The following is a 23,444-nucleotide window of genomic DNA, read 5'->3' as shown; positions in this document are numbered from 1 at the left end:
ATAACCACCAGGAGGAGACCCTCATGAAAACGCTGACTTTAGGTGTCGCCGCGCTCGCACTGCTCGCTGTTGGAGGAGAAGTTCAGGCTCAGGGCAGGAAATACGTCTTCGCTCTGGTTCCCAAGAACATGAACAACCCCTTCTTCGACCAGGCCCGGGACGGCTGCAAGAAGGCCGAGAAGGAATCCAATGGCGCGATCGAATGTCTCTATATCGGCCCCGGCGAGCATGGCGGCGGCGATGAACAGGTCCAGGTCGTCAACGATCTCATTACCAAGAAGGTCGATGGCATCGCCGTCTCTCCGTCGAATGCAGCCGCGATGGGCAAGGCGCTCGAGGGCGCAAAGAAAGCGGGAATTCCGGTCCTGACCTGGGATTCAGACCTGCTCGCGAAGGACAAGGCTCTGCGCACCGCCTATGTCGGCACGTATAACTATGACATCGGCGTCAACCTCGCGAAGCTCGTCCAGCAGATCAAGCCGAAGGGCGGGACGATCTGCATCCAGTCCGGTGGCGCGGCTGCTGCAAACCATAACGAGCGCATGCAAGGAATCCGCGATACGCTGTCAGGTGCGAAATCTGGTTCCGCTCCCGGCACGAGGCTCTCGGGCCAGAATGGCTGGACCGAGGTCGCAGGTTGCCCGCTCTACACCAATGACGATTTTCCGCTCTCGGTGCAGCAGATGGAAGATACGCTCGGCAAGAACCCAAAGCTCGATGCTTTCGTGCCGACCGGCGGCTTCCCGCAGTTCATCCCGCAAGCGTATCGCAAGGTCGCAGAGAAGTATAAGGCCCGCATCGACGACGGCTCTCTTGCACTCGTCGTCGCCGATACGCTGCCCGTCCAGATGGATCTTCTGAAGGCCGGCCTGTCCAAGGGGCAAGTTGGTCAGCGCCCATTCGAGATGGGTTACAGGACCATGCTGTTCCTCAAGGACATGAAGGACGGCAAGCCCGCGCCGAAGGATCCCACCTATACTGGCCTCGACGTCTGCACGCCGCAGAATGTCGCAAGTTGCGTGGGCTCCGGTAGCTAGCTGTCGAAGCTATGAAGGTTGTTCATCCGGGGGCGGCGCTGGACTGCTGGGACTGCGAAGCTCCAGCACCTGCGCTGGAGATCCCCGGATGAACCCGCCTACGAATGCGCGTTCGATGCCTTGCCGGGAAGCAGACCTTCCGTATGTCGGGAGAGGGCCAGCTTCACCCCTAGTGGCGTCGCGAGGACAGGATTGCCGGAAAGCGGACTTTCCGAACGGCGGCTAAGGGCCACTTTCGCGTCCTCTGGGTGGACGGCCAGTCTTCACGGAGCGGGGCGGTCACCGAGCCCCGAGCCACAGATGGGTATCTGCCAATGTCCAGATATCGGCGTGTGCCAGCTTTGATAGCCATCGGCAGTTGAGGGTGATTTGCAGCGTGGTCCTGCGGCGGTATATCGAAGCTCCGAGGTGTCGCTCTTACATTGTCAACGTTGCCGCCCGAGCGAGAATCATCAGCCCCTTTTTGGGTGACTGGGGACGTTTGCCCCCGGCGGACGTGAACCTCAGAGGATCTGGAATTCGAATGACAAACGAGAGCACACGGCTGGTCGATCTGGCCGCGATGGTCGTTGCGGCCTACACCGCCCATAACAACGTCACTCGGGCCGACCTAGCCGACCTCATCGCCAACACCCATGGCGTGCTGGCAGGCTTGGGCATTGCACCGCCTGCGCCGGCCGCCGAGCCGCGGGTTCCGGCAGTGCCAATCAAAAAGTCCGTGACCCCCGACGCGATCATCTGCCTGGAAGATGGCAGGGCGTTCAAATCGATGAAGCGGGATCTGAGCAACAAGTACGACATGACGCCCGCGCAATACCGGGCGAAGTGGGGCCTGCCGGCCGACTACCCGATGGTCGCGCCAAATTACGCCGAAGCGCGCTCGGCCATGGCGAAGGCACTCGGGCTTGGCCGCAAGCCGGCCGCGGTGGCGGAGCTGGCTGCGGCAAAACCGGTGCGGCGCGCGAAGGCCAAGGCGACAACCTAACCGAAAAGTGGCGCTCGTCATCGGCCGCCACAGCGATCATTTGCAGAGGCATCATGAGCCGCGCCAGGACCCGCAGACCCACCAGCGCCCGCGACGAGGCCGAGGCGTTGTTCAAGCCCGCGGCTCCCAAGGCAGCAGCGCCGATCGACAAGCGGCCGGCGATCCCCGGAGCCAAGGAACTGGTGTCACTAAGGATCGATCGCGACGTGCTCGAACACTTCCAAAACGCCGGGCCAGGCTGGCAGGACCTCATCAATAATGCACTCCGGGCGGCCGCTGGCATGGCGCCACGTCCTGACAGCTTGCCGCCGGACGAGCCGAATTCGTCAAACGTCGGCTGAGGTGGAATTACCGCCTGCGCCGCCGCGCCGGGGCGTGCAGCAAGTACATCGAACCCGCATCTTGGGCTTGCCGAATTTACTCGCCATGCCATGTTGGCCCGCCCAATAAGCGAAAGGTGGATCATGGCGACAGGAACGGTGAAGTGGTTCAATGCGACCAAGGGCTTTGGTTTCATCCAGCCGGATGACGGCGGCCAGGATGCCTTTGTCCATATCAGCGCGGTCGAGCGGGCCGGTCTGCGCGAGCTTCGGGAAGGTCAGAAGATTTCCTACGAACTTGTGCAGGACAAGCGGTCTGGTAAAACCTCGGCGGACAATTTGCGCGCCGAGTGAGGTGTTAACGCCGGGCGCAACCTTGGAACGGCGCTTGCCGTTCACGGCTCCAGTCCGTCCGACACATTCGGCTCGTCGACGACATCCTGGGAAACCTCTTCATCCTCGTTGTCGTCGATTCCGATCGGAACATCGACGGCCAGGAGATTGTCCTTAGTCAGCAGGCCGGCGTCCTCGAGCTTCTCGATGTCGGGCAGATCGCGCAGACTGGCGAGGCCAAACACCGACAGAAACTTAGGCGTCGTGACATAGGTATAAGGCGCGCCCGGTTGCGGGCTGCGGGGGCCGGCTGCGATGAAGCCGAGCTTGCGGAGATGGCCGATGGTATCGCGGCTGATCTCCTTGCCGAAGACCTTGCCGAGCTCGGCGCGGGTGATCGGCTGAAAATAGCCGATACAGAGCAGCACGAGGCTCTCGGACTGGGACAGGGCCTTGCTGTCGGTTCCGCCGAGCCCGGTCGCGGTGCGGATCGCGACGGCGAAGCTCTTCTTCGTGCGATGCTGCCAGCCGCCCGCGACCGAAACCAGCTCGTAAGGACGACCACGCAATTCGTCGCGGATGTCGGCGATCAACAAATCGAGGCTGCAGTCGCGACCGACGACCCGCGCCAGGGTTTCGCGATCGACCGGCTTGGGTGAGGCGAAAATCACGGCCTCGACCCGTCCCATCCACTCACGCCAGCGCATGTCCGGCGGCAGGTCAGTGAGCTCGGTGTCAAACAGTTCCTCCGCGTGGGTGCGCCTGGCCATCGCGTCAAAGCCCGTAGAGCCGGAAACTCGCGCGACCGCTGAGCTCGCGCACGGCCTGCAGGACGATCAGCCGCTCGAACAATCGGCGCGCGCCCCAGCGCGTCAGATTTTTCGTCTGCAGCGTGCCGGACACGGCATCCTCGTCGAGCAAGCGCCGGATCACTTCCCCTGCCCCCTTAGCGCGCAGCTTCGGCGTGACGGCGGTGAGACGCGCGGCTTGCGGTGCGATGTCACCAGCGATCCGGCAGGCCTCGGCCGCGGCCAGCGCGAGCGCCACGCAGATCGCACGCTCGAACCCCTCCCCTCCCGGACGAATCCGGCTGCGATCTCCCGGGTTGCGAAAGGCGGCGCCGCCCGCTTGCATCACCAGCAAAGGCACGGCCATCGACCAGCGCATTCTCTGGGCCAAGGCTAGATCGGCGAGCCACCAGCCGAGCAGCCCAGCGTCGGGACGCAGGCGCTGAACCTCGATCAAAATCTGGGCCGCGATCAGTGGCGCAGGTCGGCCGGAGCGCGTCACCTCATCGAGATCCTCCGGCAACCGGCCGAGATCATTGCTCCAGCGCAAGCCGAGCAGTTCGATCGTCGAACGCAACATCGTCTCATCGAGCGCGGGGGAACGCGAAGCCAGCCAACGCCACGCCGCGAAGATGTTGCCGGCGGGTCCGAGTTCGGCTCCCGGTTGGCGAAGATGCCAGGCGTCGCGCAACTGCGCTTCGGTCTCGGTCCGTCCGACGAGCGCGACGGCCACGGCAGCGCTTTTCAGGGCAAGGCGCTGACGCCAGGCTCCAACCCAAGGCGGGTCGGCAAGCACCAGATTGTTGAGCGAATTCAACGCGGCGCCAGCCAAAAACGCCGCTTCGGCGTCGGTTGTCACGAGCCCACGCGGCACGGCCCAGCCGGGGACAACCGGGGGCGTGAAAGCGACACTGGCGGTCGAATCGAGAGCGGCCATCGTCCGAGGATCATGTCACGCATGTGCGCTTTAGGCTATGCCTCTCAAACAAAACCGCACGTCCTGTCGAAGCTAAAGAATGACCGATAATGTTGCATTATCAGTCATTATGCTCTCTATATAGCGAATGCCCGAAAACGCCGCGCAGAACGCCGAAAACCCGGACCGAAAGGGCTCCGCTCAACCGGAATACCCGGCAGCGGGTGTCGATGTTTCCGCCGTGGCGATGTCGGCCGACAGCGCAGCCTCCCTCCCCGATCCGGCTTCGAACGGGACAGCGCGTCTGCCAGCCCATCTCGAAGGACTCGCTGAACGCGCGCGCGGCTATGTCGAGGCCGCGAGCTCCGCCAATACGCGACGGGCCTATGCTGCGGACTGGCGGCATTTCAGCGATTGGTGTCGGAGCCAGGGTCTCCCTCCCCTCCCCCCAGATCCACAGGTTGTTGGCCTTTACATCACCGCTTGCGCCTCAGGTGCTGCGATCGCCGGGCTCAAGCCGAACACGGTCGCGACGATCGAGCGCCGCTTATCGGCTTTGGGCTGGAACTATGCCCAACGCGGCCAGCCGCTCGATCGGCGGGATCGTCACATCGCCACGGTCCTCGCCGGAATTCGCAACAGCCATGGCCGCCCGCCGGTGCAGAAGGAAGCGGTGCTGGGCGAGGACCTGGTGGCGATGCTGGAGACCTTGGATCGGGGTACACTGCGCGGCCTGCGCGATCGCGCCATCCTTTTGCTCGGCTTTGCCGGCGGCTTGCGTCGCTCCGAGATCGTCGCGCTCGACGTTGGCAAGGATCAGACGCGCGATGGCCGCGGCTGGGTCGAAATCCTCGAGGGCGGCCTGCTCGTCAGCCTGCGCGGCAAGACCGGCTGGCGCGAGATCGAGATCGGCCGCGGCTCGGCTGACCTCACCTGCCCGGTCATGGCCTTGCAGACCTGGCTTGCATTGGCGCGGATCGCTCACGGCCCGCTGTTCCGGCGGGTGACTGGCCAGGGCAAGGAGGTCGGCTCCGAGCGGTTGACGGACCAGCAAGTGGCGCGTCTCGTCAAGCAATGCGTCATGGCTGCCGGTGTGCGCGGCGACCTGCCTGAGATGGAGCGCGAGCGGCGGTTCGCAGGGCATTCGTTGCGAGCCGGCCTCGCGTCTTCCGCCGAGGTCGATGAGCGCTATGTCCAGAAGCAGCTCGGGCACGCCTCTGCCGAAATGACCCGCCGCTATCAGCGACGACGCGACCGCTTCCGGGTCAATCTCACCAAGGCCGCTGGGCTGTGAGCGAGCGGCAGAATGGGATTTTCAGCGCGTCCGGCCATTTTCTCTGGATCAAGCAAGGCGTGGGCCACCAAATTCGAACAGCGCTCGCCGCGCTACGCGGCTCGACGAGGTTCCTATAATCGGCGCGCTGATGCCCAGCCATCGGAGACGCGGGCAGGAACATAGAATCGATACATGCAGTTGAATCCAGGCCCACCAGCCTGAGCCCCGAGAGTCACGTGAAACGCACCTCCGCTCAGCTCTTCGAGTGGCCTATCCCATCGACGGTAACCTTGGGATCATCGGTACGAGCCAAGGGGATCGAGCGAGAGATCAGGCGACGGCTTCCTTGGTCGACGCGGAAGCATCTCACCGTGGAGACCGGCAGCGTGGTGCTTCATATGCCGGACGCCGAGGCGGCAGAGTTTGACGCGCTCTCAGCTATCGTTGGCGAAATATTACTCGAAATCGCCGCGTTGCCCATCTTGCCCAGCGAAGCCGAGGACATCCTCTCAATCTCATCCCGCGAGCGTCACAAGTGGCTCGAAGATGGCCGGCTCCAGAGCGCTGGGACAAAGACGGTCAAGCTGCGAGGCCGCGCGAAGGCGGTCACTTTCCACGTGTTCACCCCAAGTTTCATCGAGCATGTCCTCGATAGCGGCCTGCCAGAAATCTGGCGGGAAGAGGATATCGTGACGACAGCGGAGAACCGGCGGCGTGCTGCGGGAAAAGCTGCTCTGACACGCGCCGGAAAGCGATCGGCTAAATCGCGCAAGGCAGCCCCTCCTGCGGACGAAGAGGTAACCGGCCTTGATGGCTGGGCGGAGTTCGAAGCGGAGGGATTGCTTCGGTAGGGTGAGCCCCGCATCGCATTTGCGGGATCGCTGGCGTGCTCATCTATCGGAACACTGCCAGCTCTTGTGCACCCATTCCCTGTTGACGCCTAGTGACGCGACATCGGGCTTTAGAGCAATGAGACCAAGGTTGCGATTGCCAATGGCATAGCAGCTGCCGCAGCAGCGGCGGCACCGGTTTGTGACAGGATTAATTCGACACACCTGTGCGTAGTGCATAGCGCGAGCGACCAAATGGCGCATTGTGATCGCTGCTGCATGCCCCATATCACGCCTGCGGTTCGCTGACCGCTTCGGCACCCTCCCGCCGAAGCCTGGTCGCGCCGTTCCCCTCGAAGCTTTTGGCACAACGCCTCGGCTTCTACTTGGCCGGCTCCCTCAGGGATGCCGGCCTTTTTTCTATCGGTCTCTCCCGGAAAGAGCTCACCCGTGTGGCGGAGCGGCGGGAGCCCTCGGCCTCAATCGCCATCTCGTGAAGAACACGCCCCACGTCAGGTAGGCTTTTGCAGTTGGAAGCGCTCGAAGGACAGGCGTAACCTGACTCGATCCGCACCTGAAAGCAGGAGCACGACATGCAGCAGGCTGTCGTCGCCGTGACTACCCGGGTTGGAGTGAAGGGTGCCTTCGATGTCGACTTGCCCACGCAGCCACGCTTAATGAGCGCCTCTTCGATATCGGTCTATGGCTGATCGACCGGCACATCCCACACCAGGCCCGCATCCTCTGGGAGCCCTATTATCGGCGGATCCGCGTCAGTTTTCCCCACGCAGAAGATGCAGGTGCTTTTCGCCAGTGCTTCGGAACGCCGCTGCACTGATCATAGTCCATGAGGGCAAGAGCTCATCGGCGGCCCGCTGGTACCGAGCCGTCCGATTTCTCTGCTGCGTGCGCTTATCAGGCGACGGTGTCGGCCAAATCCTTTGCGACCTTGAACTTCACGACGGTCTTCGCCGGGACGTCGATCATAGCGCCGGTCGACGGGTTGCGGGCTTGGCGCGCCTCCCGACTGGCGGAAGACAGCTTGCCGATGCCGCCGAGGGTGACGTCACTGCCCGACTTCAGTGTCTTGGAAACCACGCCTGCAAGCGAGGCGAGTACAGCAGACACGTCAGCCTTGGACTTGGCAGCGTCTTCAGCGATCGCGGCAATCAGTTCGTTCTTGGTCATATTTCGCTCCAGCTCGTTGCGAAGTGCCTTGAGGCAATCAGTTCGACTTGGTGGTCTTGGCCCGGACCGGCGCTTTCCGCCGCTGCTGACCCAAGCCCATCTTCTTGGCCAAAGTCGAGCGTGCCTCGGCATACGCAGGAGCAACCATCGGGTAGTCGGCCGGCAAACCCCAGCGCGTGCGGTAATCCTCGGGCGACATGTTGTAGGCCGTGCGCAGGTGGCGCTTCAGCGACTTGAACTTCTTGCCGTCCTCGAGGCAGATCAGAAAGTCGGGCGTGATCGACTTCTTGATCGAAACGATCGGGGTCGGGCGCTCTTCGACGACCGGCGCGGGCGGCGCGCCAAGGCCAGAAATCGCCGCATGCGTAGTGGCAATCAGACCGGGAAGGTCAGCCGCCGGCACGCTATTGTTCGAAACGTAAGCCGACACGATATCGGCCACGAGACCGATCAGGTTTCCGCTCTCTTCGGACATGATCCACTCCATGAATTGGCCCACTCAATCCGCAATCTTACGTGCGAATCGACGCCGTGTGTCTCGACCTATGCCGATTGAAACCTCGATTCAAGACTTCAACCCTCGACACCGCAATAGACGTGAGCTTTCCAACACTTGATTGCATCAAACTCGCCCATATTGACGCAAGTTAACACTTCAGGTTGGATGCCAGGATCCGTCTGAACCCGTTAGTGGCGTTGAATTCCGATGCAGAGTTCTAGGATTTTTTCACCCCGAACACGAGCCGTGTGGCTGAGAACGCTTGTCGTCATCGCGCTCGCCGCAGTGATGATTACGCCGGCGCTGCTTTTTCGGTAAGTGACGCTAATATATTGGGGGCGACCCCGGCGCTATCAGCGGCAGTCAGAAGCGCTTATCGCTCGGCCAACTCTGCAGCTTCCTGATCAGTTTGCTGACGTCCGCCAACCTGCATGGAATCTGGCCGAACCGCTTCAGCTCCATAACTGCACCGCCCCAAGGTCGATCGTCAGTACGTTCTGACGCCACCTATATAGTTCCGAAGTTGATCACTTACCTCAGCCATCAGCTGGGGCTTAATGCGACCAAGCTTGTGAGCGTGGGCTGCCTCGATCGTGGCGATCTTGACGGGACGGATCACACTCGGCGCAGGCAAGCCGGCCTCCTCGTAAAACCGCCCCAGCGGCACATCCCCGATCCAGGGTCTATTCTCGGCGCTGGTGATCATGACGACCCACAACAAGGCATTCCCCTCCCCGATCGCGCCATTGCTGACAACGAGTGCTGGGCGGTGTTGCCGGGTGTTGCGGTCGGTATAGGGGAATGGCACCCGGACAACGTCACCCTGCTGGAAATCAGAGGTCGGCATAAGCTCTCCGATCCGCTTCGCTATCCCACTCGCCAAACGTGCCGAACGGATCCTCAGCTACGACCGACGCCGGCGCCTTGCGGATCACGACGGCGGCGCCTTCAATGGTGTAAGCGATTTCGTCGCCTTCCCGCAGTTGCAGCGCGGCCCGGATGGGCTGCGGTATCGTTGTCTGCGCCTTGCTTGTCAGCTTGCTCGTGATCATGATGACCTCTCGTAAGGAAGTTCCTTACAGTAAGGAAAATCCTTTCTAGGCGCAAGCCTACCTTCTTTATGCCGTCAGCATCGTTCGTGCGAACGCCGCGATACCATTCGCCAAATCGGAAACCTCCATAAATGGCCTCTGGCGGCATGCGAGCGCTTTCCTCATCACCCTAGCTGACCCGAACGCGAAGGGCGCTCAGCGGGCTTCCTACGAGGTCGATTTTTTCGCCTCTGGCCGAATTCGCTCGCTTTCAGACGACCAGACCTAGCGGAGCAGCGGCAACACGATGGATGCGGCGATCGCCACGACGATGGCGCTCCGAATGAGGATGCCGTTGATCCGAGCCATAGAGGCTTCCGAGCTGTCAGGCGTACGCATAACTTTGCCTCCCTCTCAGCTCAGCTTCGGACCCATCCCGGCCTCCTGCAATCGCGATTGTTCGCGAACCGGCAGACTCTCCTCTCATGTGGCCAGGCAGCCACGCGGCCAGTCCCCTTCCCTCCCCCACGGCGATCAGCTCGTGGGGCGAACGGGTCAGCCTACCGCAGAGACCGAGGGCTCATCTCCGGTCCAAGAGGAACGAATGCTCAGCCTTGTTTGCCCATCGCGCAGAATGCTAAACGCCCAAGCGGGCCGGTAGCTCAATGGTTAGAGCTCGCTGCTCATAACAGCGCCGGTGCCGGTTCGAGTCCGGCCCGGCCCACCACGCTCTCTGAAAAGCAGCCGTCCCGACAACGGTGAGCCTTCCGGCTATGCCCCTTCATTTGTCACTGAAGTTGCTACGACGTCGTAGCCACGCCGGGTCTTCCTGAGGAGCCAGTCCTGCAGCGCCTCGGCTGCGGTTTCTTGATCCCCGTAGAGATCCAGTCGTCGCCGGCCGGAACAGCCCCGGCGCCCCCATTCACGTACGAGCGCGACATCGCCAAACAGCGTGGGCTCAATCGCAAGCACATAGAACCGGGCCATATTCTGCGCCGGATCAGATCGGTCCAACACCAACATCTGCAAGCGCGGCGTGTCTTTAGCGAAGGAGGTGTCCATGCGCGCATTTCGCGCTCATGGCAGGCACCGGTCCAACGCAAAGGATGAATCAATCGAGGGGTGACGATTCACAACATTGATGAACCGCACGCGTGTTCCAGCAGCTCGGGCTGCAGAACCTTGCCTTCACGGTCAGATTCCAGATTTGGCGCGCAGATCCTCCACCGTCGCCGCGCTCATGAGTTCGGCCTGGCCCACCAGGACACCGCCCTTCATCACCGAACAAGCAGTCACACCGGGACGTGATTGCATATCCCGATATCGGCGGAGCGCCTCCATCGCAGAAGGAGCTGCTTCCTTGACCTTGCTACCCCTGATCGTGGCCTTGATCTGAAACACGTCCATTCCTTTGAAACACCGAAACTGCAGCATCAAAGAGCCCGCCTCGGCCGCATCGTTCATGCGGAGCTGGCGGCCCCGATCGCGAATCAACCGCCTTGCAACACAAGCTGTCATCCAAGGCGATATCAGGCCCAGATCAAACTGTCGTCGGTATAGGGCTTGAAGTTATGGTCGACCTCGTTAGGGGCGGTGCCGCCCCCGCGCTCCTTGGCGAGCAAGAAGCCACGGACATCCATCAACCCAGGTTCGAAGCCCGACAGCATGAGCTCCATCGGCGCTTTTCCGCTGAAGGGGATTTCACGATTGACGCTTCGGAGCCATTTGAAGCCCTCGTCGTCGGTCCCTTCCAACAGGCGGAGGGATTTATAAATCCCGAGCACCGCCGAAATCCGCAGCAGGACATCGGTTTCGAGGATCAGAGGCTGACTGGCACAGGCAGCATCAGACCAAACCTGGAACTCAGCGGCGCTCGGCAAGCCCAGGAGCATTCGGATCTCGGCAACATCGAGCTCCCAGGCGCGCGCGACATTGAGGAGCGTCCGTAAGCCAGGTCCACTCACCCGGGCCCGGTTTTCCGGACTCGTATCGATCGCCGCAGGCGGCTTCCAATTCATCGTGCAAACCTCATCACCACAGGATCATTGTACCAATTTATTGTCGGCAGCAGCCCGCACATGTCAGCGATCACGGATGCACTAAGCTCGCATCGGTTCACGACGCCGGCTTCCGATCAACGCCATCAGCATAGGTCCGATCGAGAACTCGTTGGCTTCCGCTTTCCGGGTCAGGCCGCGCAGATATCCGCCGGCGCTGGAGATCGCCTCCCCGCGCTGCAGGATTGCTGCAACGACGATAGAGGCTTCAGTTTCGCCCATCGCATTCTGGGCATCCAGCCAGGCGCTCGGGCTAATCCCGAGCATCGAACGCACCATCGCCGCCGTTGCCAGGAAATCGCGCCAGTTGGAAATCCCGCCGCGGGCGTAATCAACGATATCCGGGCAGGCGTCCAGGACCATTCCCAGCGGGAAGGGCCGTTCCGGCTTCCTCACGGGTTCAGGATCGATCTCGACCTCGACGACCCTGCTTTCTGGAAAGCTAGGTTCAAGATCAATAGTAGAGTCTGGTTTTGAATTCTGTTTGTGACGCTCAGAATGAGACTCATTGCCGCTTAGATTCTGAGCTTTTGTATGAAGTTCCAACAGGTTGAGGACCTCGTCCGCCAGCATCGACAGTTCGTCAGCGATCGGCTCCAGAACCTCTCGCGCTGCGGTCCGCGGAATTCGGCCGACGATGGTTCGATAGAGCGCGTGGATCTCCTGCCAGGTAGAGGGGCCCTGCCCCGCCGCGTGAGCTGGGACGTTCCCCTCGATCGCGACCGCGATCATCTTCGCGATATCCCGTCGGCAGATCGTGATCCGCTCCCGCGCGAGCTTCAGCGCCCGTTCCTCGAGCCTGACCTCCTCGGCTGCGCTCTCGATCTCGGCAGATCGGACCACCAAGGGCGCCAGATCGAAGCCGAAGGCGAGCTCAATGTCCCCTCCCCTCCCCTTCCGGGCATAGCGCTTCCCGTTGGGGCTATCGCGGCGGATGATTAGCCCTGAATCGACGAGCACCGCGAGGTGTCGCCGCAAGGTCGCCGGCGACATGCCGTGCGCCCGGAGCGCCAACTGCTGGTTGGAGGGGAAGACAATGAGCTGCTCGCCCGTGAGCACCGTCTCTGGATGGAAGGTGAGCAAAGCGTCAAGCACCGCCAAGGCGCGTTCGTTCACGCCCAGCAGCGCCTTGGCGGTGCAGACATCCCGAAACAGATTCCATTTGTGGACCGCCTTCTCGGGCGACCGTTCCTTTGCGAGTGCCTGATTTGCCACATGGGCAAGCGTCAGCGTCCGCCGCCCAAAGGGCGTCGTTGAGATATGAGAAACCACGTTCCTTCACCTATCGTTAGGCAAAAGAATTCCGGCCTCCAAAACACCTGGAGCGTCAGGAGCGACTCTTGACAGCGATTCGCGGAAGTGTGATTCTCTAGGTGCGAACTGAGAGAAGGGCTTCCGGAATTCGTTTCGGGGGCCTTTTTCCTTTTGCGGGGCAAAATCCTCCAATTGATTCTCAGGCGCGCGAGCGCGCCTTATTCCGAATTGCCGGCGGCGAACTCCGCGAACAACACTGGAAACTTGCTCTCGACGAACGCCGCGAATTGAGCGCCGCTCGCCGCGTGTTCAATCGTGAAAACTGTTCGATTTGCAGACGCAGCAACGCGAGCGAATTCGACGGCACCATCCTTCAGCACTCGCCGGGTTGGTTTTGAAGCCGATTGATCGCCATCGAGGAGTTCGGCTGCCGATAAGACGACTGTGAACCGAGCATCACTCGGCTTGCTTTTGAAATGGGGCTCGGCAATCACTTTGGTCGCGCGCTTACGCGCTGCGGCGTCCTCTAACTTGCCAACAAGCGCCAGCCACCTGGGCCGACCGACCTTCGGGGCCCGACCTATTGCCGAGACAATCTCGGCAGGGATGCCTCTACCAACCGAAATTAGCTTTGAGACCTCGGCCCGATCAATCGTTAGCGCCTGTTGGATGATCGCCCTCTCCTGCCCAGCGTCCTCGAGTCGCAACGCGAAGACGGCACGCTCGATGAATGTTAAGTCTTCACGGGCCGCATTCTCGACGCCCTGGGCGATTGCCAAGTCTGCATCCGACAATGCTCGGATTACCGCCCTTACGGGCCGGTTAAGTTCAGTGCCCGCTCTGACGCGCCGGTGCCCATAAGCTGTCTGATACTTGCCTGGCCGTGCTGGGTCGGGACGAAGGAGAACAGGAATCTCCTGCCCCCGTTCGGCGATCGAACTCTTCAGCGCTTCGAACGCAGCTTCATCAGCATCCTCGAACCTGTCCCTGAACGGTGACGGAGCGATGTCGCCTGGATCGACCTCAACAATGACTTCTCCGGCGTCGAGGCGCTCTCGCAGTTCGGCGTTTTCTTTCTCGACATCGGAGAACGTGTTCTGCAGTGAACGCACTGTACCGGCCGAAACCCGGCGCGGCGTCTCGGTAGGTTTGTTGTCAGCTGACAACGCTGGCGGCGCCATGAATAGCGAACTGATGGCTTGAGAGCGTTTGCTCATCGGCCCCAGGCTCCCTTGATAAGTTCAGCAATCTCAGCATTCACACCGTCGATAGAATCGATGGCACGATCATAAACGGCTCTCCCGACGGAGCCGCGATCTAATTCGTAGAGCGATTGCTTCGTCAGGCCCGCATTGGCGATCGCGGTCGATTTCCACGCTGTTGCACGCAGCACATGCTCTCCGAAATGATTTCTCAGCAGGGCAACAATCTGAGCCTCAGGAACGTCATGGGGGTCGTGCCGCGTAACCACATATCGCAGGAAATCGAGCTCGATCTTTCCGCCAGCATCCTCGATCACCTTCATAAAATCGGTGGTCATGAGCAGGAACTGGCTCATAGAGGCCACGTCCACCATCTGCGGATGAACGGTTATGAGCATCGCGGTAGCGGCGTTCAGCGCGCTCATCGTCAGGTAACCAAGCTGCGGCGGGCAGTCGATCACTACAACGTCGAACTCATCCTGGACTTCATCAACGGCAGAGGCCAAGCGTCGGAAAAAGATGTCATGCCCTCGAGCGCCACGGTCCAACATCGCCCGCGGTGTCTGGTGCTCGAACTCCATCAACTCAAGGTTACCCGGCACGATCGAGATGTTCTCGAAATACGTCGGCCGAACAACCTCGCTCATTGGTCGCCTGTGCTCGTCGTAGCGGATCGCTCCATAGAGCGTGGAGTTCTCGGGGATGTCGAATTCGGGCTGGAGGCCGAACATCGCGGAAAGGGACGCCTGCGGATCCAAGTCGATCGCGAGAACCTTAAAGCCGGCAAGGGCAAGGTACTGGGTGAGATAGAGCGATGTCGTGGTCTTCGCGGAGCCTCCCTTGAAGTTTGCGACCGCTATGATCTGGATCGGATCGTCGGGCCGGCGCCCTGGTGAAAAGCTCAAGGCCTCCCGAGGGCGCGCACCGCTCAGATAGTCACGCAATTCGTTGACCTGCCGTAGCGTGTACGAGCGACGCCCAGACGGGCCAATTGCGGGAGCCGGACCTAATCCGTCCAAGGAGAGTTGGCGAAGGTAGCCGTCCGATACGCCTAAAACCTTCGCGGCCTCTCCAGATGAAAAAGAGCGTAGCGTCTTTTGAGCGGTCGGCGGAAACAGCGAGGTGCTCATTGCATGAAGCGAGCCGGACAGCCTCTCGGCCTGCTCAGTAAGCGTCGATAGTCCGGTGGGTGCCGGCTTTAGCTTCGGATAGGGTAGGGCGGTCATGTCCTCTTTTCTCTCCAGACGGAAACAAAGCGTCAGACGCCCATTTTCCGTCTGGCGACAACGACATGATTCGAGCGGGTCGTCCAGAAGTTTTGAGTAAACAGGAGGTTAATGCCAACCTACGAAGCGCGACCGATCCGCCAAAGTTCCGAACATTCCCCAAAGCAGGTATAGAATCAGAGGACCCTGGCCGAAGCGCGGCACCAGGCAAAGGGCTACAATCTTGCGTGTAGAAGGTGCTGCAGAAGCTGCACTGATACGCGAGATCCTTTTCCCCACCCTTTTTGTATCGATTGTAGAAGCAATCCCGATTTAAAGACTCCTTTACCACCGCAAAGGTAGGTTTACTCGCCGGATGCTCCTGACCGCCTGACGAGAAGTGCCGCGGCATCTACACCTAACTCCCGCGCTATCCGGTCGAGCACGTCGATGCTCGTGCTGTAGCGGCAGCGCTCAATTGCGCTGATATAGGTTCTATCAATTCCCGCCCTGTGAGCGAGCTCCTCCTGCGACAAACCAGCCTCTCGCCGGTATCGCTTGATGTTGGCCGCGAGGACCTCTCGGATTTCCATCCGGCAGAAGGAGCTACATTGTAGAGTATTTCTCCACGGAGTATACTCTACACGAATCGATGTTCGAGCCTGCCGCCGCGAAGGGAAATTGGCCGATGGAGAAGCTTGCCCAGGACCAACAGCAACAGCCCGCCAACAATATCATGCGGAGCTAAATCGGTCGCAGCCACCCTCGCGGGGTAAGGCGCGAAGTCCGACCAAGCCAAACAAAATCTATGGATCTAGTCCGTCAAGAATAGGTTTGATCAAATGAACAGCATCCGTGCGGTTTGCTTCGATGCTTTTGGGACTACCGTCGAAATAACTGATCGACGTAATCCTTTCAAGATTGCGCCGGAACACTGCTATCATCCCCTAGCAATGTTAGCGATGACAAGAATAACTACAGTTAGGCAACTAACGAAAATATTTGATTTCAAACTCTCAGAAGATGAGATATTACACTGGCAGTCTGAAATTGAAGCAGAATGCGCTTCGATTAGGACGCGCCCCGGCATGAATTTAATCTGGGCCGCTCTGAAACAGGCGGGGTTGAAAATCGCAGTCTGTTCTAATTTGGCTTTTCCTTACGCAAAATCAATGATAGATGCATTGCCCGCTGAGCCTGATACCATTGTGATGTCCTTTCAGTTCGGTCTACTTAAACCACACAAGGACATCTATCCGATTGTGGCGTCGCAGCTTGGCCTGAGGCTCTCGCAAATACTCTTTGTTGGCGATCGCTTGGAAGACGACGTCGTCGGTCCCACGGCTGCAGGTGCTGCCGCGATGCCTATTGGCGAGTTTGAGTTAGCCTTCGGCTCTCGGCCTTCGATCTTCGCCCCACCGCACATCGTCAGATTTTTTGAACAGTTCGAGGCGGCAAGGGCTTGCTAGACGTCTAGCTGCGCAACTCAGATGCCTGATAACTGGATCCGGAATGCGATTATTAGTGATCTCCGACATCCATCTTGAGTGCGGCCCGTTGGAATTTCCCGCCTCGATGCCAGATTTCGATGTCGCCGTTTTCGCAGGCGATGTCGGGCAGCCAATTTCAGCAGCGGTATCGTGGATGGTCAAGCAAGGGCAGACCGGGCTGCTGCGGGGTCGGCCAGTCGTTTATGTTCCTGGCAATCACGAGTTCTATGGAACGGTGATGCAGCACAACCTTGCTACAGGTCGGGAGGCTTCGGAGTCCGCAAATATCGGACTTCTCTCCCGCCGAACTATCGTAATTGGTGAGGTCCGCTTTATCGGATGCACATTATGGACCGACTACCGGCTGTACGGTACGCCAAAGCCGTCAATGGTCTATGCGGGCCAAACGCTCAGCGATCACCGGCTCATCCGGTATAAAGAAGCAAGCGGGCATTTTAGTCGGTTTATGCCTTGGCACGCCGCAGCAGAACACCGCCTGGATTTGGCATTTGTTCGGCAGGAACTCTCAACGCATCACAATGGTCCAACAGTCGTCGTCACTCACCATGCTCCCCATCCGAATTCAATCGAGGCGCGCTATCAGGGCAGTTCGCTCACTCCTGCCTTCGCTTCTGATTTGAGCAATGTCATCGACGAGTTTCAGCCCGAGCTCTGGATCCATGGTCACGATCACGGATCACATGATTATCATGTCGGACGAACGCGCGTCTTCGCGAACCAGGCGGGCTATCCCAATCTCCACGGGGACCGCGAAAACAGCGGCTTCAATCCGCGCTGCGTCATTGAAGTATAGCGGCAGCATAGGCTTCAATCTCGGCCCGCAGCGCGCAGAGGGGAGGGGAGGGGAGGGGCTCAGCAAAAAAAGCAAAGCCCCAATCTCAAGCTACATTTCCGGCCCGCTGTCAGACCGCTTCTTTCCCTTCTTGGCGCGCTTGAATAGCACCTTGGGCAAAGAGATCGAAGAGATAGCCGGTTGCTGCGGCTCCGGGATTGAAGACAATGCCAGGCTCTTCTCCGCCGACGTCCCGTCCTCCGACGGGGCCTGATCGGCTGGCGATTGCTCTCGAGCGAAAGCAACGGGTTCGCCGGAAAAAACGAACCCTGGAATGATTGTTGGCCTGGGTGGAACTGCGCCGATCGTGAAGGATCCCTTCGGCTCCGGCTTCGGCTTTGAAGACTGAGAGGATACAGCAGCAGAAGCTGGCGAAACCGTGAGTTTCGGAGGTAGCTGCCCTTTTGTCGTATCCTCCCGTAATTCGACGCGAGACGCTGGAGGAGCGCTCTTTGCCGAATTTGGCTCCTGCTTGGGCAGAGAATTCTGGACGACCGGCTTTGGTATCACCTCAAGCGGTTGGGGAGCCTGGGACGATCCTGGAGCCCGAGCGGAAGACTGGCTCGGCGCCGTCGGCTGCGAGACCTTTAGGGGCGGCGCAAATTTTGGCGGGTGTTTTGGCGCGGCATCTACCTTGACCGGTGAAGTCGGCGCCGGCTTTTCGCTCCTTTGCGGCCGATTAGGTCGAATGGCGAACGGCTCGTATCGATAGCGTGTCCCCTTGGGTTTCATGTCATCGAGATACGCGGGCCGGCTGCCCGGGCCCGTTGCGGGTGCGCTGGGAGCGATCTCGAGCACAGGAGCAGGCGCGGGGACCGGCTCTGATTGCGGTGGCTTTGCCTCTGGAGCCGCCTGTGTCGGCTTCGGCTCAGTGGGCTTCGCCTCGGCGGCGGGCGTTGGCGCATATTCTTCATCGACAGCCTTCTTCAGCACCTCGCTCAGATTCTGCGAGGCGACAGCCATGATGGACTCCGACATGCGTGCGATGACTTCTTCCCGGCGGCGGGCAATCTCCTCTGGTGAGGGATCGAACCGAACGAGGTCGAAATAGTTTGGCTGACGCCGGTCGTTCGGGTTCTGCGTTGGATTGCGTTCAAAGTCCTCGAGCCGACGGGACATTGCCGCGAGGTTCTGCCGTGCCTCCTGAAGGTCGGAGCCATTGCGGCGATCAATGCGCACACCTTCCGGGATAATGGTCTTCAGAAATTGGCGGGCTTCCTCGGCCTCGGATGTAAGGCGTTTGTTCGGCTTGGGCAGGGCGAGCGGCACCTTCCGCGGCCGCCCCCGGGGTTTCTTATCGGTACTTCCGAAGGCAGCGTGAAAGACCAAGCGCGCACGCGAAGCCACGCGGTCGACAATGACCCGTGTCACATCTTGGCCGAGTTCCGCAATGCCGATAACGATTGCATATTTATCCGCGAGTTTCGCCATACGCTGGACCTGCTTCGACGCGAGCGGCTTGCCTGGATTGGTTCGAGTCAGCAAACGCTCGACGCGTTCCGCATTCCGCGCAATGTTTCGACGGCGCAGCGCGGTGCGGCGATAATTATTCGCGACGACCTTCTCCAAAAGGATGTCCCATTGCCGGCGGGCAAGCGACACGCCCTCGGGGGTTAGGTCACCCTTGCGCTCCTTATTGAACGTTTTGGACGGGATATGCTTCAGTGGCTCAAGTTCGATGCCCATCTCTTTATAGGTGCGGGCGTCATAGCGTTTGCTGAGCCCAGCATCCCGCATTCCCTCGTTCAACACGAACTCCCACGATTTGCGCAGGCTCTTTACCCAGCCTCTGTCTGAGACCTCGCGGTCCTTGTCCTGCAAGAAGGGGCGGACCCGTCGGACATGGCGATTTTCAAAGCGCCGCTGCTCGACGATTTCGAAATCCCACACGAGCCTCGTTGGATCTTTCGGATCCGCCATTTTGGCGGCCGGCCTATCATAATAGACGATATGGACGTGATAATTGCGCTCGTCGTTGTTCTCGTCTGGTGCATGGATGACTGCCCAGCAGGGCAGACCCTTCTCGGTGAGCTTGTTGGTGAAGTCCCTGACAACGCGGAGGCGCTCGTGCGGATCGAGTTCGTGCGGCAGCTCGGCGATGATGCGGTTCTGAATGCGACCGCCGCGGCCCGGCTCGATCTCGATTGGAAATCGCGGGTCAAGCGCGATTGCCCATTTGTAGATCGCAAATGCCTTAGGTGTGGCGACTTGGTTGAGTACAAAAACTTCCGGTGCGGGATCCCTGTGTTTGGCCTCCAGCTCGGTCTTCAATGGCTCGGGCGCGGTCTTGCGATTTGCAAGGGCGAGGTCCCAGAACTTCTGATCGTGGCCAACTCCAAGCTTAACGTTATCCCCGCGGGGAGAGCGTTCGAGCTTTTCCACCTCGATCCAGAAATGATGCCGTTCTTCGATGGTGCGGCCAATCGTTCCGAACGAGGCCCTCTCGAGAGCGTCAATCTCGTCGTCGGCCAAATTTCGAAGCTGCAGCTTCTCCGCGGCACTGGCGCGCTCAAGGAAATCCTGCTGCTGCTGGGCGTTGCGGTCGGCAATGATCTCCTTGATGGCCTCGAAATTGTCGAGGAGGCCATCAAGACCATCGTAGCGCTTCCGCCGCCCCAGTTCCTCAGCCGCGCCATCGCGTTCGATATATTCGAGGTGATCACCAGCCTCCGAATTATAATGCAGGCGGCCGCCATTGAGCTCCCGGATCAATTTTTGAATCGGGGAGGCTTTCGACATGTAGCTATGGGCGAAATGGAACGACGTCGCCCCGTCTTTCGAAACCGGCCGACTGCTGGCGCGCGTGCGATCGCCGAAGCGAACGCTCGGGTTATCATAGGCGAACACGATATTCGGATGCGCAGATTGCGTGCTGACGCGGAATGAGCCGATCGCAAGGCGCACTGCATTTCGCAGACCGGGTGAGTCTGGGGCTGCTGCAAATGCGCCGGCGCGCCCTGGGTCCATGCTCTTCAGCGGCCCCGAAATACTGAATTCCTGTGAGCACCGGATCGATGAAGAAAGCTGGTCGAGCGCGCTGACCGTGAAATGTATTGAGGGTTTCTTTTCAATCATAACTTCAATTTGAATAAATACGTGTAGTATGTTCGACATTCTAACATAGTGCGCGATATCTTGTACACCGAAGCGCTCGGACTGCAGATCAATACGAAGGTCGGATGCGACGCGGAGCGGCCGAGGCTGACGATCGGCAGGCGCGGTACATGAGTGCGAGCCCTGCGCTCCGAATCGAGGCAGCAAAATTGGCGATAGTTCGCAACGTCACGGGCCCGGGCTGGTCGCCGCAAAAGGTACCCGGCCGAGAGGCATTAAAATTCGCACGGGGTCTGGAAGGCCGCATGGCGCAGGCCAAGCTGCCGAACCGAAGCCTCGCATGCGGCGATCGACGCGCGAATTATTGCGCCTCGAATCCTCAGGCTAGCATCGTCTCCCAGCCACTTGCGTGCGCAGGCCGCCGAAGGGCGATCAAACGTCGTCCGAGGGACCGTCGGAGACCTCAATTGACGCGCAGGCGTCAAGCAAACGCGATGCGCCCAAAGGGGCGCGTCGCGTTTGCGGTATTGAGCCTATTTTTTATTTTTGGGATGAGGCCCATTCCCGGCCTGTCTTTGGTGGGATGCAGCCACTTTGAGGCTGCGCATTTCCTGGGGTCCCTGCCTTCCTTAGTGGGATCGTTCAGGCTCCGGAGGGGGCAGCGACGGTTGCTGGGGCAGGGCCATGTCCAGGAGAAAGGCCCACGGTGATGTGCGAAGCCTAGTCCCTTCGGAACGAAATGGGGTTTGTGCCAATCGTCAAAATTGGAATGGCGCATGAACTTTTATCGTTTATTTTCAGCTACTTAATACGATTCACGACTTTGGAGGGGATTGGGCAGTCCCATATTCCCTCGAGCCGGTGCGGCAGGCTACAAAAACTAAGGCAGAGAAATTTCCCACCTCGCCGCCAAATCGAGGCGCAGAAATTCCCGCCGAAGTGCAAATTTCGAGGCGCAATAAATCGCACTTCCGAYGCCCCGGATGCCCCGCWGCGCCGATGCGRCRGGCCRCCCGGACYGCAAAATTTAAGGCAGAGAAAYTCCCCGCCTCRCCGCCAAATCGAGGCGCAGAAATTCCCGCCGAAGTGCAAATTTCGAGGCGCAATAAATCGCACTTCCGACGCCCCGGATGCCCCCGCAGCGCCGATGCGGCGGGCCGCCCGGACTGCAAAATTTAAGGCAGAGAAACCCACCTTGCGGCTAAATCGAGGTGCAAGAATTCGCTACCGGCGCTCCGGATTCCCCTGCAGCGCCCGTGCCGCTAGCCACTCGAACTGCAAAATTCAGCCAGAGAAATTCTGCACTCCGCCGCCAGATCGAGGCACAATAGTTCCCGGTTCCAACGCCTTGGATCGCATACTCAGCACCGGCTGGCCGTGCGAACACATCGTTGCGGTGGAGATCAAGTCGACGCTCACAGGTCCCGATCCCGTCCGTATTCACTTCAACGACGGTTTCAACGCGTTCATCGGCGGACGCGGCTCCGATAAGAGCGCGGCGTTGGAGTATCTGCGGTTCGGCCTCGGCAAGTCCGAGGAGGACCTTGAACAGGACGACCTTTAGCCTCGCAAGCGCAGGGCGCGGGAGGCCGAACTGAATCACTGATACTCTTGCTGGCAGCTATCGGAGCACTGGTTCATGCCGTAACGCTAGACGACCAACGGTGCTGCATTTTGGTCTACTGAGGTCATTATCGATACCGAGCGGCCTATCTATCTTCGTCGCTCCGATCCAGCGAGCGTGACGCCGAAGTAAGGCGAAAGATTGCTAGCTTGGCCTGCTGCCGGTTTCGCGGACACTCACTTAAGCTAACCCGACCTTCTTTTCGAACTCGACCGGGCTGATGTAGCCGATGGTCGAGTGCCTGCGAACGGCATTGTAGAACCGCTCGATGTCATCGAACACGTCGGCACGAGCATCGTCGCGTGTCCGGTATACCCTGCCTCTGATCCGCTCGGTTTTGAGCGAGGAGAAGAAGCTCTCCATCGCGGCATTGTCCCAGACATTGCCCGAGCGGCTCATCGAGCAGGTGACGCCGTTCTCGATCATGAGCTTCTGGAACGGCTCGCTGGCATACTGGCTGCCCTGGTCCGAATGGTGCAGCAGGGCATCCGGCTTTCCCCGTCGCCAGATCGCCATCATCAGCGCATCGGTCACGAGCCCGGCGGTCATTTCGGGCTTCATCGACCAGCCCACCACACGGCGGGAGAAGAGGTCGATGACGGCTGCAACGTAGAGCCACCCCCTCTGCGGTCCAGATATAGGTGAAGTCGGCGATCCAGCGCTGGTTCGGACGCTCGGCATGGAACTCCCGGCCGAGTGTATTCGGCGCGATGGCCGATCGCTGGCCACCGTCCTTGGGCAGGCTGCGCCGACGCGGCCTGGCACGCAAAGCCTGGGCACGCATCAGCCTCTCGATGCGATGCAGGCCGCAATCGATGCCTTCCGCCAGCACGTCCCGCCAGACACGCCTGGCACCATAGGTCCGATCCGAACCAAGGAAGCTTGCCCGGACCCTGTTGCCAATCTCCTCGTCGTCGCGTGCTCGACGGCTCGGTGACCGGTTGAGCCAGGCATGGAAGCCCGAGCGCGACACATCCAGCGCTTCGCAAAGCCATGCCACCGGCCAGATCCCCCGGTGCTTCGCAATGAACGTGAACCTCATGTCACGTCCTTCGCGAAGTAGGCTGCGGCCTTTTTTAGGATATCGCGCTCCGCCTTGAGCTTGGCCACCTCGCGCCGCAGCTTCTCGATCTCAAGCTGCTCCGGCTTCATCTGGCCGTGGCCGGGAAAGGCTTGCGCTGGATCGGCAGAAAAGAGCTTCACCCATTTGCGCAACTGGTTCTCATGGACATCCAGGTCCCGTGACGCCTGCGCCACACTCACTCCGCGATCCTTGATCAGGCGAACCGCCTCGATCTTGAACTCACGCCCAAACTGTCGTCGCCGCATATGCCACCTCCGGTTTCATGAAACACCCAATCTCGGTGTCCGCGAAACCGGCAGCAGGCCAGACAATCTAACGGTCCGGCAAGCTGCTGGCATTCTTGGCACCACAGACCGCGTCCTCACCGCGCTTATTGAGAACCAGGTGTTGGCAAGCGAAACCCTGATCAGTCCGAAAA

The 23,444-nt window shown here is 60.1% G+C and carries 23 protein-coding genes, 1 tRNA gene and 1 pseudogene; 10 read left to right on the top strand and 15 right to left on the bottom strand.

The window, feature by feature from the left end; genetic code table 11:
• Window positions 1-23 precede the first annotated feature (23 nt).
• The 4 genes from AC1DEZ_RS26120 (at window position 24) to AC1DEZ_RS26105 (ending at window position 2,696) form a co-directional block, all read left to right on the top strand.
• A complete protein-coding gene (locus AC1DEZ_RS26120; protein ID WP_441514423.1) occupies window positions 24-1,037 on the top strand; it encodes a sugar-binding protein in 1,014 nt (337 codons plus the stop codon).
• Window positions 1,038-1,560: 523 nt separating this feature from the next.
• Entirely contained in the window at window positions 1,561-2,022 is a 462-nt protein-coding gene (locus AC1DEZ_RS26115; protein WP_476781129.1) for a Ros/MucR family transcriptional regulator, read from the top strand.
• A 53-nt stretch (window positions 2,023-2,075) separates the two neighbouring features.
• A complete protein-coding gene (locus tag AC1DEZ_RS26110) occupies window positions 2,076-2,363 on the top strand; it encodes a BrnA antitoxin family protein (protein ID WP_441514425.1) in 288 nt (95 codons plus the stop codon).
• 123 nt (window positions 2,364-2,486) lie between these two features.
• The gene (locus AC1DEZ_RS26105; protein ID WP_441514426.1) at window positions 2,487-2,696 is read left to right on the top strand and encodes a cold-shock protein; all 210 of its coding nucleotides are present in this window, start codon (window positions 2,487-2,489) and stop codon (window positions 2,694-2,696) included.
• A 41-nt stretch (window positions 2,697-2,737) separates the two neighbouring features.
• Here the strand turns inward: AC1DEZ_RS26105 and scpB are convergent, their stop codons facing one another.
• Together scpB and AC1DEZ_RS26095 are read right to left on the bottom strand one after the other, a co-directional pair.
• Window positions 2,738-3,445, bottom strand: a complete 708-nt coding sequence (scpB, locus tag AC1DEZ_RS26100) for an SMC-Scp complex subunit ScpB (protein WP_476781128.1) — start codon at window positions 3,443-3,445, stop codon at window positions 2,738-2,740.
• A 4-nt stretch (window positions 3,446-3,449) separates the two neighbouring features.
• Window positions 3,450-4,322 carry a DUF1403 family protein gene (locus AC1DEZ_RS26095; protein ID WP_476781136.1) on the bottom strand — a complete coding sequence of 291 codons (873 nt, stop codon included), beginning with the start codon at window positions 4,320-4,322 and terminating at the stop codon, window positions 3,450-3,452.
• Window positions 4,323-4,527: 205 nt separating this feature from the next.
• On the opposite strand from AC1DEZ_RS26095, the gene AC1DEZ_RS26090 reads away from it, so the two are divergent.
• Together AC1DEZ_RS26090 and AC1DEZ_RS26085 are read left to right on the top strand one after the other, a co-directional pair.
• Window positions 4,528-5,673, top strand: coding sequence for a site-specific integrase (locus tag AC1DEZ_RS26090; RefSeq protein ID WP_476781127.1), 1,146 nt, complete (start codon window positions 4,528-4,530; stop codon window positions 5,671-5,673).
• A gap of 353 nt (window positions 5,674-6,026) precedes the next feature.
• Complete coding sequence (locus AC1DEZ_RS26085; protein ID WP_476781126.1) at window positions 6,027-6,506, top strand: hypothetical protein; 480 nt, start codon at window positions 6,027-6,029, stop codon at window positions 6,504-6,506.
• 894 nt (window positions 6,507-7,400) lie between these two features.
• Here the strand turns inward: AC1DEZ_RS26085 and AC1DEZ_RS26080 are convergent.
• The 4 genes from AC1DEZ_RS26080 to AC1DEZ_RS26065 all read right to left on the bottom strand — a co-directional run bounded on the left by AC1DEZ_RS26080 (window position 7,401) and on the right by AC1DEZ_RS26065 (window position 9,224).
• Window positions 7,401-7,805 carry an HU family DNA-binding protein gene (locus tag AC1DEZ_RS26080; protein WP_476781125.1) on the bottom strand — a complete coding sequence of 135 codons (405 nt, stop codon included), beginning with the start codon at window positions 7,803-7,805 and terminating at the stop codon, window positions 7,401-7,403.
• On the bottom strand, window positions 7,711-8,148 hold the full coding sequence (locus tag AC1DEZ_RS26075; protein WP_476781124.1) for a Ros/MucR family transcriptional regulator: 438 nt from the start codon (window positions 8,146-8,148) through the stop codon (window positions 7,711-7,713). Before AC1DEZ_RS26075 ends, AC1DEZ_RS26080 begins: the two co-directional genes overlap by 95 nt.
• 511 nt (window positions 8,149-8,659) lie before the next feature.
• Complete coding sequence (locus tag AC1DEZ_RS26070) at window positions 8,660-9,019, bottom strand: type II toxin-antitoxin system PemK/MazF family toxin (RefSeq protein WP_476781123.1); 360 nt, start codon at window positions 9,017-9,019, stop codon at window positions 8,660-8,662.
• Window positions 9,006-9,224, bottom strand: a complete 219-nt coding sequence (locus AC1DEZ_RS26065) for an AbrB/MazE/SpoVT family DNA-binding domain-containing protein (RefSeq protein WP_476781122.1) — start codon at window positions 9,222-9,224, stop codon at window positions 9,006-9,008. The genes AC1DEZ_RS26070 and AC1DEZ_RS26065 overlap by 14 nt, the downstream gene beginning before the upstream one ends.
• 630 nt (window positions 9,225-9,854) lie before the next feature.
• Here AC1DEZ_RS26065 and AC1DEZ_RS26060 point away from each other — a divergent pair.
• Window positions 9,855-9,930, top strand: a tRNA-Ile gene (locus AC1DEZ_RS26060).
• Window positions 9,931-9,974: 44 nt separating this feature from the next.
• Here AC1DEZ_RS26060 and AC1DEZ_RS26055 read toward each other — a convergent pair.
• From AC1DEZ_RS26055 to AC1DEZ_RS26025, 7 genes are all read right to left on the bottom strand, one after another.
• Window positions 9,975-10,265 (bottom strand): WGR domain-containing protein, encoded by a 291-nt coding sequence (locus tag AC1DEZ_RS26055; RefSeq protein ID WP_476781121.1) that lies wholly within the window; start codon window positions 10,263-10,265, stop codon window positions 9,975-9,977.
• Window positions 10,266-10,397: 132 nt separating this feature from the next.
• Complete coding sequence (locus AC1DEZ_RS26050; RefSeq protein WP_476781120.1) at window positions 10,398-10,667, bottom strand: hypothetical protein; 270 nt, start codon at window positions 10,665-10,667, stop codon at window positions 10,398-10,400.
• A 65-nt stretch (window positions 10,668-10,732) separates the two neighbouring features.
• Window positions 10,733-11,221: a hypothetical protein gene (locus tag AC1DEZ_RS26045; RefSeq protein ID WP_476781119.1), complete on the bottom strand. Its 489-nt coding sequence runs from the start codon at window positions 11,219-11,221 to the stop codon at window positions 10,733-10,735.
• An 81-nt stretch (window positions 11,222-11,302) separates the two neighbouring features.
• Entirely contained in the window at window positions 11,303-12,532 is a 1,230-nt protein-coding gene (gene repC / locus AC1DEZ_RS26040) for a plasmid replication protein RepC (protein WP_476781118.1), read from the bottom strand.
• 200 nt (window positions 12,533-12,732) lie between these two features.
• Window positions 12,733-13,731: a plasmid partitioning protein RepB gene (repB, locus tag AC1DEZ_RS26035; protein WP_476781117.1), complete on the bottom strand. Its 999-nt coding sequence runs from the start codon at window positions 13,729-13,731 to the stop codon at window positions 12,733-12,735.
• A complete protein-coding gene (gene repA, locus AC1DEZ_RS26030; protein ID WP_476781116.1) occupies window positions 13,728-14,942 on the bottom strand; it encodes a plasmid partitioning protein RepA in 1,215 nt (404 codons plus the stop codon). Before repA ends, repB begins: the two co-directional genes overlap by 4 nt.
• A 344-nt stretch (window positions 14,943-15,286) precedes the next feature.
• Window positions 15,287-15,514: a helix-turn-helix domain-containing protein gene (locus tag AC1DEZ_RS26025; protein WP_476781115.1), complete on the bottom strand. Its 228-nt coding sequence runs from the start codon at window positions 15,512-15,514 to the stop codon at window positions 15,287-15,289.
• A gap of 249 nt (window positions 15,515-15,763) precedes the next feature.
• Between AC1DEZ_RS26025 and AC1DEZ_RS26020 the strand changes: the two genes are divergently transcribed.
• Together AC1DEZ_RS26020 and AC1DEZ_RS26015 are read left to right on the top strand one after the other, a co-directional pair.
• A complete protein-coding gene (locus tag AC1DEZ_RS26020; protein WP_476781114.1) occupies window positions 15,764-16,390 on the top strand; it encodes an HAD family hydrolase in 627 nt (208 codons plus the stop codon).
• A gap of 43 nt (window positions 16,391-16,433) precedes the next feature.
• The gene (locus tag AC1DEZ_RS26015) at window positions 16,434-17,225 is read left to right on the top strand and encodes a metallophosphoesterase (RefSeq protein WP_476781113.1); all 792 of its coding nucleotides are present in this window, start codon (window positions 16,434-16,436) and stop codon (window positions 17,223-17,225) included.
• Between the two features lie 90 nt (window positions 17,226-17,315).
• Here the strand turns inward: AC1DEZ_RS26015 and AC1DEZ_RS26010 are convergent, their stop codons facing one another.
• On the bottom strand, window positions 17,316-20,378 hold the full coding sequence (locus tag AC1DEZ_RS26010) for a MobA/MobL family protein (protein ID WP_476781112.1): 3,063 nt from the start codon (window positions 20,376-20,378) through the stop codon (window positions 17,316-17,318).
• Window positions 20,379-21,666: 1,288 nt separating this feature from the next.
• Here AC1DEZ_RS26010 and AC1DEZ_RS26005 point away from each other — a divergent pair.
• On the top strand, window positions 21,667-21,882 hold the full coding sequence (locus AC1DEZ_RS26005; RefSeq protein WP_476781137.1) for a hypothetical protein: 216 nt from the start codon (window positions 21,667-21,669) through the stop codon (window positions 21,880-21,882).
• Between the two features lie 240 nt (window positions 21,883-22,122).
• Here AC1DEZ_RS26005 and AC1DEZ_RS26000 read toward each other — a convergent pair.
• Window positions 22,123-23,271: pseudogene (locus AC1DEZ_RS26000) on the bottom strand (IS3 family transposase).
• Between the last annotated feature and the right edge of the window lie 173 nt (window positions 23,272-23,444).

The organism is Allobosea sp. 10L422, from assembly GCF_056395345.1.
The sequence above is the reverse complement of the archived record's forward strand: the minus strand, read 5'-3'. Positions and strand labels throughout refer to the sequence as shown.

Bases quoted from the DNA above. Each gene is read 5' to 3' on its own strand.
- AC1DEZ_RS26065 (WP_476781122.1), bottom strand. From the start codon at position 9,224: ATGATCACGAGCAAGCTGACAAGCAAGGCGCAGACAACGATACCGCAG.
- AC1DEZ_RS26015 (WP_476781113.1), top strand. From the start codon at position 16,434: ATGCGATTATTAGTGATCTCCGACATCCATCTTGAGTGCGGCCCGTTG.
- AC1DEZ_RS26075 (WP_476781124.1), bottom strand. From the start codon at position 8,148: ATGTCCGAAGAGAGCGGAAACCTGATCGGTCTCGTGGCCGATATCGTG.
- AC1DEZ_RS26105 (WP_441514426.1), top strand. From the start codon at position 2,487: ATGGCGACAGGAACGGTGAAGTGGTTCAATGCGACCAAGGGCTTTGGT.
- AC1DEZ_RS26090 (WP_476781127.1), top strand. From the start codon at position 4,528: ATGCCCGAAAACGCCGCGCAGAACGCCGAAAACCCGGACCGAAAGGGC.
- AC1DEZ_RS26010 (WP_476781112.1), bottom strand. From the start codon at position 20,378: ATGTCGAACATACTACACGTATTTATTCAAATTGAAGTTATGATTGAA.
- AC1DEZ_RS26025 (WP_476781115.1), bottom strand. From the start codon at position 15,514: ATGGAAATCCGAGAGGTCCTCGCGGCCAACATCAAGCGATACCGGCGA.
- AC1DEZ_RS26050 (WP_476781120.1), bottom strand. From the start codon at position 10,667: ATGAACGATGCGGCCGAGGCGGGCTCTTTGATGCTGCAGTTTCGGTGT.
- AC1DEZ_RS26055 (WP_476781121.1), bottom strand. From the start codon at position 10,265: ATGGACACCTCCTTCGCTAAAGACACGCCGCGCTTGCAGATGTTGGTG.
- scpB (WP_476781128.1), bottom strand. From the start codon at position 3,445: ATGGCCAGGCGCACCCACGCGGAGGAACTGTTTGACACCGAGCTCACT.
- AC1DEZ_RS26115 (WP_476781129.1), top strand. From the start codon at position 1,561: ATGACAAACGAGAGCACACGGCTGGTCGATCTGGCCGCGATGGTCGTT.
- repB (WP_476781117.1), bottom strand. From the start codon at position 13,731: ATGAGCAAACGCTCTCAAGCCATCAGTTCGCTATTCATGGCGCCGCCA.
- AC1DEZ_RS26080 (WP_476781125.1), bottom strand. From the start codon at position 7,805: ATGCCGAGGCACGCTCGACTTTGGCCAAGAAGATGGGCTTGGGTCAGC.
- AC1DEZ_RS26110 (WP_441514425.1), top strand. From the start codon at position 2,076: ATGAGCCGCGCCAGGACCCGCAGACCCACCAGCGCCCGCGACGAGGCC.
- AC1DEZ_RS26070 (WP_476781123.1), bottom strand. From the start codon at position 9,019: ATGCCGACCTCTGATTTCCAGCAGGGTGACGTTGTCCGGGTGCCATTC.
- AC1DEZ_RS26045 (WP_476781119.1), bottom strand. From the start codon at position 11,221: ATGAATTGGAAGCCGCCTGCGGCGATCGATACGAGTCCGGAAAACCGG.
- AC1DEZ_RS26120 (WP_441514423.1), top strand. From the start codon at position 24: ATGAAAACGCTGACTTTAGGTGTCGCCGCGCTCGCACTGCTCGCTGTT.
- AC1DEZ_RS26020 (WP_476781114.1), top strand. From the start codon at position 15,764: ATGAACAGCATCCGTGCGGTTTGCTTCGATGCTTTTGGGACTACCGTC.
- repA (WP_476781116.1), bottom strand. From the start codon at position 14,942: ATGACCGCCCTACCCTATCCGAAGCTAAAGCCGGCACCCACCGGACTA.